At 40.8% G+C, this 13,927-nt stretch carries 13 protein-coding genes; 6 read left to right on the plus strand and 7 right to left on the minus strand.

The window, feature by feature from the left end; translation table 11 throughout:
- From dacB to QZZ43_RS00620, 4 genes are all read left to right on the plus strand, one after another.
- The coding region (gene dacB / locus QZZ43_RS00605) for a D-alanyl-D-alanine carboxypeptidase/D-alanyl-D-alanine-endopeptidase (protein WP_291854937.1) at nucleotides 1–1,178 on the plus strand (1,178 nt) is incomplete at its 5' end.
- A 325-nt stretch (nucleotides 1,179–1,503) separates the two neighbouring features.
- Entirely contained in the window at nucleotides 1,504–2,295 is a 792-nt protein-coding gene (locus tag QZZ43_RS00610; protein WP_291854940.1) for an amidohydrolase, read from the plus strand.
- 277 nt (nucleotides 2,296–2,572) lie between these two features.
- Complete coding sequence (locus tag QZZ43_RS00615; protein ID WP_291854941.1) at nucleotides 2,573–4,510, plus strand: ATP-binding protein; 1,938 nt, start codon at nucleotides 2,573–2,575, stop codon at nucleotides 4,508–4,510.
- A 127-nt stretch (nucleotides 4,511–4,637) separates the two neighbouring features.
- Complete coding sequence (locus QZZ43_RS00620) at nucleotides 4,638–5,585, plus strand: TIGR01212 family radical SAM protein (RefSeq protein ID WP_291854943.1); 948 nt, start codon at nucleotides 4,638–4,640, stop codon at nucleotides 5,583–5,585.
- On the opposite strand, the gene QZZ43_RS00625 is transcribed toward QZZ43_RS00620, so the two are convergent.
- Both QZZ43_RS00625 and QZZ43_RS00630 read right to left on the minus strand, forming a co-directional pair.
- A complete protein-coding gene (locus QZZ43_RS00625; protein WP_367221101.1) occupies nucleotides 5,576–6,205 on the minus strand; it encodes a DUF4197 domain-containing protein in 630 nt (209 codons plus the stop codon). The genes QZZ43_RS00620 and QZZ43_RS00625 overlap by 10 nt on opposite strands.
- Before the next feature lie 167 nt (nucleotides 6,206–6,372).
- Nucleotides 6,373–8,304: a YgiQ family radical SAM protein gene (locus tag QZZ43_RS00630; protein WP_291854945.1), complete on the minus strand. Its 1,932-nt coding sequence runs from the start codon at nucleotides 8,302–8,304 to the stop codon at nucleotides 6,373–6,375.
- Between the two features lie 154 nt (nucleotides 8,305–8,458).
- Here QZZ43_RS00630 and msrA point away from each other — a divergent pair, with 154 nt between their 5' ends.
- Nucleotides 8,459–9,007, plus strand: coding sequence for a peptide-methionine (S)-S-oxide reductase MsrA (gene msrA / locus QZZ43_RS00635; RefSeq protein WP_367221102.1), 549 nt, complete (start codon nucleotides 8,459–8,461; stop codon nucleotides 9,005–9,007).
- A 100-nt stretch (nucleotides 9,008–9,107) separates the two neighbouring features.
- On the opposite strand, the gene QZZ43_RS00640 is transcribed toward msrA, so the two are convergent.
- The 4 genes from QZZ43_RS00640 to QZZ43_RS00655 all read right to left on the minus strand — a co-directional run bounded on the left by QZZ43_RS00640 (nucleotide 9,108) and on the right by QZZ43_RS00655 (nucleotide 11,602).
- Nucleotides 9,108–9,623, minus strand: a complete 516-nt coding sequence (locus tag QZZ43_RS00640) for a hypothetical protein (RefSeq protein WP_291854949.1) — start codon at nucleotides 9,621–9,623, stop codon at nucleotides 9,108–9,110.
- Nucleotides 9,623–10,372, minus strand: coding sequence for a protein-L-isoaspartate(D-aspartate) O-methyltransferase (locus QZZ43_RS00645; RefSeq protein ID WP_291854951.1), 750 nt, complete (start codon nucleotides 10,370–10,372; stop codon nucleotides 9,623–9,625). The genes QZZ43_RS00640 and QZZ43_RS00645 overlap by 1 nt, the downstream gene beginning before the upstream one ends.
- Nucleotides 10,373–10,389: 17 nt before the next feature.
- Complete coding sequence (locus QZZ43_RS00650; RefSeq protein WP_291854954.1) at nucleotides 10,390–10,821, minus strand: hypothetical protein; 432 nt, start codon at nucleotides 10,819–10,821, stop codon at nucleotides 10,390–10,392.
- A 343-nt stretch (nucleotides 10,822–11,164) separates the two neighbouring features.
- Nucleotides 11,165–11,602, minus strand: coding sequence for a nuclear transport factor 2 family protein (locus QZZ43_RS00655; protein WP_291854957.1), 438 nt, complete (start codon nucleotides 11,600–11,602; stop codon nucleotides 11,165–11,167).
- 359 nt (nucleotides 11,603–11,961) lie between these two features.
- Here QZZ43_RS00655 and truA point away from each other — a divergent pair, with 359 nt between their 5' ends.
- A complete protein-coding gene (truA, locus tag QZZ43_RS00660; protein WP_291854961.1) occupies nucleotides 11,962–12,720 on the plus strand; it encodes a tRNA pseudouridine(38-40) synthase TruA in 759 nt (252 codons plus the stop codon).
- 90 nt (nucleotides 12,721–12,810) lie between these two features.
- Here the strand turns inward: truA and QZZ43_RS00665 are convergent, their stop codons facing one another.
- On the minus strand, nucleotides 12,811–13,518 hold the full coding sequence (locus QZZ43_RS00665; protein ID WP_291854963.1) for an SAM-dependent methyltransferase: 708 nt from the start codon (nucleotides 13,516–13,518) through the stop codon (nucleotides 12,811–12,813).
- Between the last annotated feature and the right edge of the window lie 409 nt (nucleotides 13,519–13,927).

Consider the following 13,927-nt stretch of genomic DNA (forward strand, 5'->3'; position numbering starts at 1 on the left):
AAAACGGAACTCTTCAGGGAGATATAGTTATTGAAGGGTTGGGGGATCCCACCCTTGGCTCGAAATATTTTGATGCCCGGAGACCGACTGCAGTATTGCAAAAAATTGAAGCATTTTTAAGAAAAGAAGGCATCAATGAAATTTCCGGCAAAATATTGATTTTTGAAGGTTGTTTTGATCCATTTAGATATCCTTCCAAAAGGCTTTGGGAAGATATGGGGAATTATTACGGAGCTCCTCCTTCCGGTCTTTCATGGCGCGATAATTCTTTTGAAGTAGCATTACAATCATCAAATAATATCGGGTCAGTTTGTGAAGTTGTTTCTGTAAGTCCATGGGTGAGAAACCTGGCTTTCAGGAGTTTTGTAACATCAGCTTCGCACAATAAGGACAGTGCTTATATTTATGGCGTTCCGGGTCAGCCTGAGTGGCAAATCAGAGGCTCAATACCAGTTGGACGAAATCATTTCACTATTAAGGGTGCCCTCCCGGAACCCGGACTTTCGCTTGGGTATGAAGTGAGTGAAATAATTCATCAGGTGAAGAACATTCCTGTGGCATTCATCGCTCATGACGATTGGAGACATTCTGCCAGGCAGATTGGAGAGATAAAATCTCCTCTTTTATCAGAAATAGTTAAAGAAACCAACCGGAAGAGCATCAATCTTTTTGCAGATCATTTGCTTTTAACACTGGGGAGTACCAATGACGATTCAATAACTTCGGTATGGGACAAAGGGCTTTGGGAAATAGAAAGGTTTTGGAACCGACGGATTGATAATGCTTACATTAGTATTGAAGATGGAAGCGGCCTTTCGCCACTGAATAAAATTTCGTCCTCCTTTTTAGTCAAAATGTTGGAGTATATTTACAAGGAAGGTACGAATTTTAAAGAATTTCAAAATTCTCTGTCGCAAAGTGGTTATACCGGTACATTAAAATACATGTGGCGTCAGCCAGGTTTGAAGGGCAAAATTTATGGAAAAAGTGGTTCCATGCAGGATGTTATTGGTTATGCAGGGTATTATTTCCCTGATCAGGGGAATCCTCTCGTGTTTTCCATTATTATCAATAATCATGACATGGAAACCAGGGAGGTTCGTGAAATTGTGGAAAATTACATGTCGGAACTGTTTTTAGGGCAGGAGTTTGATAACGCCTTAAAAAATCAATTTTAATGTTGTCAATTTCACGAAACGACCATAGGAAGTTCAATAATTCCTAAAAAAGCGATTATGATTATTGTTAATTCTTGCAAGCAAGCGGTCGCTCGGCTCTGCCGCTTTGCTTGTCAAAGAATGCCGAGCGAAATAGCTGTTTTTCAGATTTATTGAAAAACGGTGAAGCCGTTTAATGTCGCACATCAAGTGTGCCCAAAATTCGTGAATAAAAAAATAATTGCGTGGCAATTAGCTTATCCGGCTAATTCGTATTGAATTCTTTTTAAGTCCCCCTTGGGAGGATTTAGGGGGCCAAACTTTTTTACAAAAACCCAAAGAATCCATGAAAGTAACTCTTCTACAGCCTAGTACATTTTGGGAGGATATTGAAAAAAACTTCCTTTTGTTTGAGCGTCTTTTTTCTGAAATGGAGCAGATAACGGATTTAGTTGTTCTTCCGGAGATGTTTCCAACCGGTTTTACCATGAACCCTGAAAAATTTGGGGCCGATGAATTGAATAAAGTCCCACGATGGTTGCAGAAAATGTCGGATAAATATGATTTTGCCATTGCCGGAAGTTCTATTGCCTGTGATGAAGAGAGGTATTATAATCGCTTTTATTTTGCCACTCCTCAACATGATATCTCATTCTACGATAAACGCCATCTTTTCCGTATGGGAGAAGAACAAAATCATTATAGTGCGGGAAGTGAAAGGAAAATTTTTGAATATAAATCCTGGCGCATCCTGCCTCAGGTTTGCTACGACCTGCGTTTCCCTGTTTGGAGCCGCAATCAGGATGATTATGATTTGCTGATATATGTGGCCAACTGGCCGGCTGTTCGCCAGGATGCCTGGAATTCCCTTCTGAAAGCCCGGGCCATAGAAAATCAGAGTTTTGTAATTGGTGTAAATCGAACCGGAAACGCCCCTGACATTGCTTACAAAGGTGGTTCTGTTGTGTTTTCACCCAAAGGAGAAGTTATTTCCAATGAATCATCACAAATTCCCGATGTTCTTTACGCTGATTTGAGTATGGATAAACTGAAATCTTTTAGGGCAAAATTTCCTGTTTGGAAAGACCGCGATGATTTTAAAATTAATGATTTCAACAATCCGTTGAAATTTATTTAAACTTAGCGGCCCTGTGACGTAAACTTATAATGGTCATAGGGGGTAGGCTGATTTGATTTTTTTATTAAGTTACTCATTGTTATTTAATTACAAGGTGCTGGTACAGAAGAGACATTAAATTTATACCAACCGGCTGTTTCCCTGACAGAATTCTAATTCTTGATGTATTTTTAATTGATAAGGAATGGCAATTATTTCTTAGTAACTTCCGTTATCTATTAAGCGTAACAAGAACCAGAATTGTTGCCCAACTTACTGGTTTATAAGTTTGAAACGTATGAGTAATTTGTATCAGATATTGTTTTATTATTCTTCCCATCCTGTTATCTGTCATAAGGTATTTAACAATGATTCCGGACAAATTTTAAAATTCGAAAAAGTTCTGGCCAATCAAGTCTTTTTAGATTTGTTTGATGGTGAACTCGATTTACTCACAGAAAATGAATCAGGCCCTGACGGATTTGATTTCTTTTCCTTTTTATGTAAAGTTCAGGAAAGTCAGATTCCCGAAGTGGCAGAACATTTCTTTTCTGATAAAAAAAGAACATTGCGCTTTGAAGGCAAAATGGTTGAAGATTCTGTATTGGCTACTTCTGTTGAAATTGTAAATGAGGTAAAGCAGGTGAAATCAACTGTTGGTAACCCAAACAGTGCCACTGTCCTGATGGATTCCACGTTTCAGAGTAGTTTAGAACTCAGGAAGCTTTTAAGGGCTGTTGAGCAAAGTCCTGTTTCGATTGTGATTACAGATACTGACGGAACTATCGAATACGTTAATCCTGTTTTTATGGAAATGACAGGTTATACACCGGAAGAGGTTTTAGGGAAAAATCCAAGAATTCTTAAATCAGGTATGGTATGCCAGAAAGATTATGAGGAGATGTGGGAAACCATAAAATCAGGAAGTATTTGGAAAGGGGAGTTCATCAATAAAAAGAAAAATGGGGATCTTTACTTCGAACAGGCTACCATTGCCCCTGTTTTGAATTCAGAGGGTGTTACAACTCATTTTGTTGCCATTAAAGAGGATATTACCGAAACAAAAAAATACGAACAGGATCTTATTGATACCAGAGAGAAGGCGCGGGAAAGTGAAATTTTAAAAGCTGCTTTCCTGCAAAATATGTCACATGAAATCAGAACCCCAATGAATGCCATTCTGGGTTTCTCGGAATTAGCAAAAATGACCGAGACGTCTGTGGAAAAGCGGAACTCTTACCTGGATATTGTTATTGAATCGACTCATCGATTGCTGGGGATAGTGGACGATATCATGGACATCAGCAAGCTGGAAACCGGAACTATTGTGCTGAAAAACAGTCCAATCCGACTGCAGGGTTTTCTGCTCAATTTGTATAACTCATTTATCGACAATACCGGTAGTCAGGTCTTGTTGGAGAAACCTGTTATTGACCCGGAACTTCAGAATATCAACATTTATATTGATTCCTCCCGGTTGAGACAAGTGCTGGAAAAACTGCTTTCGAATGCAGTAAAATTCACCAAGCAGGGGAGTGTGAAATTTGGATGTACTCGTATTGGCGGGGCGCTCAGGTTTTATGTGGAAGATACCGGAATAGGAATTCAGTCTGAAATGTTTAGTCTGATCTTCCAACCCTTTTATCAGCTTGATATGGGAGCCACCAGAGCTTTTGGGGGCAACGGACTTGGACTTACCATAGCGTCAAGAATTGTTGATAAAATGGGGAGCTCTATTAAAGTGGATTCTCATCCAGGTAAGGGGTCTACTTTCTATTTTGATGTATGGCCGGAGTATTCTGATGGCATTTCAACCCCCGACAACAGCATGGCGCGGAGTGTTGTCCCGGAAAAAAATCATTTTAGTTTACTAGTTGCCAGTGACAAAGAGATGGATTTTATTATGATTAGAGAAATTCTTAACCGTGAATTTGGGAGGAAAATTAAAGTGATTAAAGCTTCCTCCGCGAACCAGGCTATAGAAATTTGTCGTGAACAGGGGCCGGTGGACTTGATTCTAATGGATGTGAAATTGCGCGATATGGAAGATGGCCGTGCAGCCCGCCAACTAAAAAGCATGAACCCAAATGCTGCGGTAATAGCGCAAACTGGAAAAGAGATTCCTACAGACAAAGCCAATTTGTTGGAAGCAGGATGCGACGATATTATTATCAAACCTGTTTACCGGGACGACCTTATTGATTTAATGTACAAACATCTGAAAATTACAATATGAGGAAACGCGAAGCGAAGCCTTCAAAACGGGTCTGTCAATCAGATGTTTTTCCCTGATACCTTCACAGTATTGCCAATTAAAAAGGCAGGGTAATATTTTTATTTATCTTTGCCGCAAAAAAGATTTCATGTCAGATAAATACCCATGGGGCCACAATAATCCGTTCAACGATTACAGTAATTTTCTTCGCAATAAGTTCAATAATCGCGTACAAAAATTATCACTCAATGTTGGCTTAACCTGCCCCAACAGAGATGGCAGCAAAGGTACAGGAGGATGCTCTTTCTGCAATAACAACACTTTCAACCCGGATTATTGCGAACCCGATATGAGCATTACTGCTCAGTTGAATACGGGTATTTCATTTTTCAATGATCGTTACCCGAACCAGTTGTATCTTGCTTATTTTCAGGCTTACACTAACACTTATGGCCCGTTGGATTATCTTAAAAAGTTGTATGAAGAGGCGCTGAAGCATCCCGGTATTATGGGGTTGGTTGTTGGGACCCGACCCGACTGTCTCCCGGATGAATTAATTCAGTATTTTTCGGAACTTCAGAAAGATTATTACGTGGTTGTGGAGCTGGGAATTGAATCTACCAATGAAGAAACGCTGAAAGAGGTGAATCGCGGACATAGCTTTGAAGAAACCAGTGAGGCTATTCTTAAGCTTCACAAAGCGGGGTTGCCGGTGGGAGGCCACCTGATCATGGGCCTGCCCGGAGAAACCAATGAGATGATGTTGCAACATGCTGATGTTTTGTCCCGCCTGCCACTTAGTTATCTTAAATTGCACCAGCTTCAATTTGTAAAAGGTTCTGCGATGGGCCGAAAATTTCAGAAAGACCCGTCACAATTCAGATTGCTGGATGTGGATGAATACGTTGAGATTGCTATTGATTTTCTGGAACGATTAAACCCCGATATTGTGGTTGAACGGCTGGCCAGTCAGGCACCCTACAAACTATTGCTGGCCCCCAGGTGGGATCTCAAGAATTTTCAATTGGTTGAGATTGTTCGGAAGCGCATGATTGCACAAAAAACCTGGCAGGGACGATTGTTTCATCAGGGCTGACCAAAAACCCGCTTGAGCAAGGCTGTCACCCTGGCTTGCGGGTTTTCTCTGATTTTTTCTTCTTCCTGAGCCAACTTTAGAAACAGACCATCCAATGCTTTTTCGGTTAAATATTTGTCTAAATCGGTTTCAATAGTTTGCAGACTGGCCATTTTTCCTACGATAGAACCTGCTACCCGGTTCCACTGTCCTGTAAGAGTATTCCACGATTCATTGGTAGAAATATTACCTACTATTTCTTTATCCAGACTCATTTTTATTTTAGGCTGATAAAGATTGTAAAGTTCCCGGTAGGTTTGCGACTTCAAATACTGGGTTGCAGCATCAGTTTCTCCTCTTAGTATTTTAAAACCATCCTGAATCGTCATGTTGGTTACAGCCCTGGCAAATACGGGTGCGGCTTCTTTAGCAGCATCTTCGGCAGAGCGGTTGATTCTCAGAATGACATCTTCCACAAGTTTTTCTCCCCCCGGAAGGCTGGAGATATTATCTGTAACAATTGATGCTTCTGGTGGTAAGGTAATTCTTACGAGTCGGTCACGATAGTATCCATTAGTAGCTGACAGTTTGGATGCGGCGGAGTCGGCACCGATGGTGAGTGCCTGTTTCAGGCCGTTTATGACTTCTGTTTGTGTTAAGGGGCGTGGGGTCTATTTCTTTGGCAATTTGGGCTAATTCGGCACAACCTGTGACAATAAGAAGTAAGAGCGGAAAAAGGATATGTTTCATGAAAATTGTTTTTAGTATTTTAAAATTAAGCCTTTTTATCGACTAGTTCAACAGGAAATCAGTGTCTCTTCTTTCTTTTGCCGGATCTTTCCCGGGATTTAAAGCCATCATCTTTCGTTTTTTGAGAATTTCCAGAGGCTTTCTCCGGGAAAAGAATCTTCAATACATCAAACCAGCCCAAACGTTTCATTTTACTTTCCAGTTGCTGCCGCATTTCCGGTTTATACCAGAAAAAGAACTGTCGCTGATTTTGTTTTTCTTCTTTGTTTCTGGCCACATAAACTTTTTTCAGTGTATATGGGTCCAAACCGGTGTAATACATTACCGTGGCCAGAGTCATGGGGGTAGGGGTAAAATCCTGAACCTGCTCCAGGTTGAAATTAAGCGACTTGGTCTCGGCAGCCAGTAATGCCATGTCTCTTTCTTCGCAAACCGGGTGACTCGAGATAAAGTAGGGAATAATCTGTTGATTGAGGCTTGCTTCCTTATTGATTTTTTGAAACTGCTGCGTGAACTTCTTAAAGAGGCTGAAAGAAGGTTTCCGCATGGTGTTCAGAACCTTGTGGGAGGGGTGTTCCGGAGCTACCTTGAGGCGACCCGATACATGTTTTGTAAGGAGCTCTTTAAGATACTCCTCGTGAGTTTTCTTTTCCTGTTCAGTTGCATCCTGATTGAGCAGCATGTCGTAGCGAACGCCACTTCCAATATAGGTTCTCTTGATTCCCGGAATCTTATCAGCTTTCTTGTAAATCTCTGTTAGAGGCCGATGTGAGGTGTTCAGATTTTTGCAGACTGCCGGGAAGATACAAGAGGGTCTTTTACATTTTTCACATATAGAAAGAACTTTTCCCTGCATTTTGTACATGTTGGCACTGGGGCCTCCCAAATCCGAGATGTTTCCTTTGAAATCTTCAACGTTGGCAATTTGTTTCACCTCTTTTAAAATGGATTTCTCCGATCTTGAGCTGATAAATTTTCCCTGATGGGCCGATATGGTACAGAAACTACATCCTCCAAAGCAACCGCGGTGCAGGTTTACCGAGTGCTTTATCATGTCATAAGCCGGAATGGCGCCTTTGTTGTGATAGCGGGGGTGTGGCAGTCTGGTGTAAGGCAAATCAAACGCATAATCGATTTCATTTTCTTTTAAAGGAGGTAATGCCGGGTTCACAATTATCCTTTTGTCTCCACAAACCTGATGAAGCCTGGCGGGATACATCCGGTTTGATTCTTCTTCGATATGCTTAAAATTTCTTGCAAAATTTGTTTTATCTGCCAGACACTCCTCATGCGAAAACAGTTCGATGTCTTCCCATTTTTTATTTTTGGGAAGAGGAGCATCTTTATCCTGCAATATGGCTGTTTGAGGCAGGGTATTCAAACTTTCGGGTGGAACTCCTTTTTGGAGCAGAGTCACCAAGTCCCGGAGTGGTTTTTCTGCCATGCCATAAACCAACAGGTCGGCTCGGCTCCAGCTAAGGATATTGGGTTTGAGTTCGTTTTTCCAATAGTCGAAATGCGTGAAACGCCGGAGCGACGCTTCAATTCCACCCAATATTACCGGAATATCAGGGAATAGTGTTTTAAGGATGTCTGTATATACAACGGTTGCATAATCGGGACGAAATCCAGATTTACCTCCCGGGGTGTAAGCATCATTCGATCTGAGGCGTTTTCCGGCAGTGTAATGGTTGACCATAGAATCCATGTTACCTGCTGTGACGCCAAAAAACAAGCGCGGAGGTCCCAGCTTCTTGAAATCTCTCAGGTCATCCTGCCAGTTGGGCTGAGGAACAATGGCAACTCGTAGTCCCATGTTGGTCAGCACTCTTCCGATTACTGCAGAGCCAAACGAAGGATGGTCAATATAGGCATCTCCTGAAAATAGAATGACATCCAGTTTATCCCATCCGTGGGCTTTAACTTCTTTAGCCGTTGTTGGCAACCAGTCTGTTATGTTGTGGGTGTTTTGCAATCTTTTTTTTTGCAAAGATAGATTATTTGAATTGGTTTCCGGCTTTGAACCAAGTGCTATCTTTTGAGGTTTAAGTAATAGAAACTCATTACAGAAATGAGCCCTGGAATTTAATAGAAGAAGAATGAAAAGAGCTGTTTTATTAACATTGATAATATCAATTACTGCTATGATACAGGCAAATAACAAAAAAGAAGTTGCCACGTTAGGTGGCGGATGCTTTTGGTGCATCGAAGCTGTTTTTGAAGAGTTGAAAGGGGTAACTAAGGTTGAATCGGGTTATAGTGGCGGAAAAATTGATAACCCTACATACCGGGAGGTTTGCTCGGGACTTACGGGACATGCCGAAGTGGTTCGCATTTTTTTCGATCCCGCTATTGTTTCGTACAAAGAAATTCTTTCTGTCTTTTTCTCTGTTCATGATCCAACTACTTTAAACAGACAAGGTGCTGATGTGGGAACCCAATACCGGTCGGTTATTTTTTATCATGATGAAAAGCAAAAACAGGAGGCGGAAGAAGTCATTCAAGAACTGAAAAAACAAAAGGTTTATCAAAAACCTGTGGTAACAGAGGTGAGCCCTGCTGAAGGCTTTTTTGTGGCTGAAGATGCTCATCAAAACTATTTTGAGAATAATTCTAATCAGCCCTATTGTCAGGTTGTTATTAACCCCAAATTGAAAAAATTCAGAGAGCAGTTTGAGGAAAAATTAAAATAACCATGTGGATTTTCGTCGGGGTGGATTTGGAATTTTTCGTCAGGGTGGACTCGAAAATCCACCCGGACAGAAACTTACCCGGACAGTGAATGCTGCAGTATTATTGCTTCCGGATTGCCATTAATAACTTTCTTGCTTTGGAGCCAATACCCTTACTTTGGTCAACCAGAGCAAATTCCAGTGAATGGCAGAATTCATTTTTAAGTTCCGGGTATCTGGGCAACAAATCGAAGACAAACTGCATTGAATATACCCGGACAGCTATTGGAAATGCTGGAGAATAAATCCATTTAAAACATAGGTCTAATATTTCTCCGTCTTCTTTAATGGACGAAGGAGCAGTTACAGCTATTTTTAGTAAAGACCTGCGTACACCGTTGAAATGGGTGTTTTTTAATATTTGCAGAAGGTCGTGAAGAAAAGGAGAAATTAATTCCGGGTTTCGCATATTCAGATGATCAATAACCCAGGCTGCCCGCCAGGCAATTTTTTCATTTTCGGATTTTGTTAATTCCAAGAGTTGAGATATATCTTTGGGTGATTCAATCAACGATTGTACGACCCATTTAATATTTCGCTCTTCGAGAAGAGTGTTTAATTCAATTTCCCAATTCATCAATTGTACGACCTAATCATTGGAACAAAACGAACGGGCAAAAGAGTTGCTTGCCTGATCCCCTTTGATTTTTTAACCACTTTTTTTAGTGATTGAGTACTGTCTCTAGGGCCAACCGGAAGAATCATTATTCCACCCGTTTTTAGCTGTTCCACCAAAGCCAGTGGAATGGTTTCTGGAGCCGCCGTTATAATGATGGCATCAAAAGGAGCCTCCTCGGGCCAGCCGGCATAACCGTCGCCACACCGGGTATTTACGTGACCATAACCGGACCGTTTAAGATTTCTTTTAGCAGTTTCAGCCAGCTCGGGTATAATCTCAATGGTATAAACATCAATACCCATTTCGGCAAGTATGGCCGCCTGATAACCGGAACCGGTACCGATTTCCAGTACTTTATCCCCGGCTTTTGCGCCGAGCGCTTCGGTCATATAAGCAACAATATATGGTTGAGAAATGGTTTGGTCGTGACCAATGGGCAAGGGTTGATCGTTATATGCAAAACTTCTGGTATTGTAGGGCACAAACAGGTGACGAGGTACCTTGCGCATAGCTTCAATAACAGCTTTGGCTTTAATTCCTCTGGCAACGATTTGATTTCTGACCATCGCCTCTTGCTTTTCCTTATATGGATGTACTTCAGTGGTTTGCATAAATGCCGGACTTGCAGGCAAAAATAGAAAGAACAGAATAATGCCCGCCTTTTTCAGGCAGGCACTAAACATTATTTTAAATGGGTCGTTTTGCATATGAAACAACGATAAGGTTAATTTTTATAATTGCCATTTCTTTCGAAATGCTGCTTGATTTTCGCCACCATTTGTGGCTGGGTCATTTTATCCGCTGATTCGATTTCTAGTTTAAGGGAATTGAATTGAGTGCGTTTTTTTAACTCCTTTTCAAAATGTTTTTTTGTGTTTGCTGGTCCGAATATATAAATTTCCCCGGTATCTGATGATATGGAATGAATAACCTTTTCGAAATAATTGTGCATTTGGTGGTTTTTTCTTTGGGTCATTTTTTTATCCACATCCATGAGAACTGTTCCGGTGCGTGATCCCGGTTTTATTTCCCGGGGATTGTGCGAACGCGATTCAATGTCAGATTCAATAGTTTGGATTTCGTTTTCCTTTCCGTTCAATAAGCTCACTAACACTGCTTTATCAGTGTTCATCCAAATTCCAACTTGTTTTTTCATACTTCTGATTTTTGTTGTTATTTATTGAAAAAGTATTGATTGGTTAGTTTTTTAATGGATACATGCTAAAAACCGATCCCTGATGTAATTTGATGGGCGAACCCTACAGGCGTCGAATATTTATTGAATGCGAATCAGCAATAAAATGATGAACTCTTCAGGCTCACTTCCAAAATGGAATCGGATTATGCCACTGACCTGAGTCAAATTAATTGTTCTATAACAAATTTTATTCCATATCTAATTAGTTAAAAAAATGAGGCATCAAGCCTGGCGAGAAGACTGATAAAGCCTTTTTACAAATTTGAGTGAAACGCACATCACATGAAACCGGAAACCGCAGTTAAGATTTCGGGATAATTGGGGCTGATACGTGGCTCTGGACTATTTTCCAGCCGTCAGGAGTCTTTATCAAAACACCGGTGTGTCTGAATCCTTCTATGCGGGTTATTTCGTCCTTGGTTTCATAGCAGGTATCTATCAATTGTGAATACCAGGCTGTCTTTTCGTCTGCACTGACCTGAATCCTGGTTTCTTTGGCGTTGATTTCCTGCCCTTTACGGGTAAGAAGAATATCATCTATCCAATGGAGGTAATCGCGCCAGGATGAAAAGTATTCGTCAATATCGGTGCCGATGTGAACAACTGACGAATTATGCAGAAAACAACGGGCAAAGCTTTCAATATCACCCTTTTCCTGGGATTGCAGAAGAGTTCGGAGAATTTTTTCGATGCTGAGAATTTCTTTCTTAGCGTTAGCAACAGGCTTGGTATCTTCCATAACTTATTGATTTTATGGTTTTACAGGGCTTCAGTTTTCTGGTGTGAATGGAATTTTAAGTTACAAAAAGCAATAGATTCTGTCAATGAAGGGTCGTTGATTTTTCTCTGTTAATTATTTTCCGGGTTAAAATCAATACTCGGTTTAGTCCTTGTACATCTTGATTGTTAGCTATTTGAAAAGGGGCGAGAGCCGGATTCAACTATCCGATTATTTTTTTATCAGAGGCTAATACACAAACCAGTGGTGTGTTTCCATTTGAAGTCCAACCTGAGAGAACGGAACACTTTTTATTTTAGAGGTCCGAAAAACAAAGGAAAATCTTTTCTTTGTAGAATATTTCAAATATTCAAAAAAATATGGCAAGGTATTTTATCGAATTGGCTTACAACGGAGCAGATTTTCACGGATGGCAAAGACAACTTAATGCCGTGAGTGTTCAGCAAACACTGGAGCAGGTTCTCACAACTCTTTTTCAGGAGAAAATTGTTGTTACTGGAGCCGGAAGAACCGATACCGGGGTACATGCCTCCTATTTTGTAGCCCATTTTTACGCCGAAGCTTTTCCTTTTGAGTCTTCTACCTTAATTAAAAAAGCAAACAGCTTATTGCCTGCAGGCATTGCAGTTTATTCTTTTACCAAAGTGGCCGATGATGCTCATGCAAGATTTGATGCCACATCCAGAACGTATGAGTATCATCTGGTCCTTCGGAAAAATCCCTTTCTTGACGGATTGACCCATCGTCCCTGGTTTGTTCCCGATTTTGAGTATATGAATCTTGCTGCTGAAAAACTTAAAAATTATGATGATTTTACGAGTTTTGCCCGTCTGCACGGTGGTAATAAGACCAATTTTTGTAAGATTACAGAAGCATACTGGGAAAAACGGGAAGACCGGTATGTTTTTACCATTTCTGCTGATCGTTTTTTGAGAAATATGGTTCGCGCAGTGGTGGGAACATTACTGGAAGTGGGCCGAAAGAAGATATCGGTGGATGATTTTTGTGAAATTATTGCAGCCCGTGACAGGAACGGTGCAGGAACATCCGCTCCTCCGCAGGCACTTTTCCTTACGCATATCCAATATCCAGAAACGGTTTTTCAGCGTACTATCTGATTTTACAATAGTTCGTGGTGCGTCTCCAGAAGTATATGAAAAGAGTATGCAACTTTCTAACTTAATAAGACACAAGGTTCCTTTACTTTTTCAACTCCCCTGAATCAAAAACATGGTGGGTTTCTTATGCAATTCTGGCAATTTTCCTTTCCATGCTGAGATGGGTCGGGTAACTACATACTCATCAGGCATCGAAATGTGACAGGCAATGCAAAGCAACGTGTCTGGTCTGCAGTGTTTCAGTAAGTCCTGAGCCATTGCATTATTTCGGTAGGGGGCTTCAATAAACAACTGTGTTTGTTTATCTTTGGAACTCTTAGCTTCCAGTTGTTTGATGGCTGCGGAACGTTCGCTTTTGTCAATTGGCAAATATCCGTTGAATGCAAAGCTTTGTCCGTTCATCCCTGAAGCCATCAACGCCATTAAAATGGAGGAGGGGCCGACTAAAGGAACCACCTGTATTTGTTTCTGATGCGCAATTCTAACAATTTCAGCTCCCGGGTCCGCAACTCCAGGACAACCGGCTTCCGATATGATGCCAATGTCATGACCTTGCTTTATGGGGTCAAGAAATGTGGAATATTGTTTGGGCCCGGTATGTTTATCAAGGACAAAAAAGGTTGAGTTGTCAATATCCATTTCAGGGTCCAGAAGCCTAAGATATCGTCTGGCAGTTCTTAGGTTTTCCACAATGAAATATCGCAGACCACATGCCAGTTTTGCCACTTCATTTGGGATGGTGATAGTTGTATTTTCATTTCCCAGATGATTGGGAACCATATATAGTTTTCCTTGCATAACAATCTGTTCTTTTAAGCGGTTTCAATGGAAACCCGACTGCAAAAGTAGCTATTTAAGTGGAGTTTTTACCCCTTCAAGGTTAAACTACGCTAGTTACAAAAGTAATTAGAAGCTATTAAACCATGTAAAGAATATCACTACTGTCCGACTAAAATGAAACGGATTTAATGAAATCCTGTATTTATGTGTGTTATGAATACTTTACCCAGCTCAGAGGTAGGTTCGCATCAAAGAAATTCCGTTAAGAAAATCAGATTGTTTTTCGTGAAGAAATCCGAATTGTTTGATCCCGATAATAGTTTTGTAGGCTTTTGTGGTTAAACCCAAAAGGCACAAAAACCTATATCGGGAGAGTTTTCGGATTTTAGAAAAACAATCTGATTTTTAGGAATTTCTTTGTGCGACG

It is taken from the genome of Marinilabilia sp. (assembly GCF_016278715.1).
Lineage (GTDB): Bacteria > Bacteroidota > Bacteroidia > Bacteroidales > Marinilabiliaceae > Marinilabilia.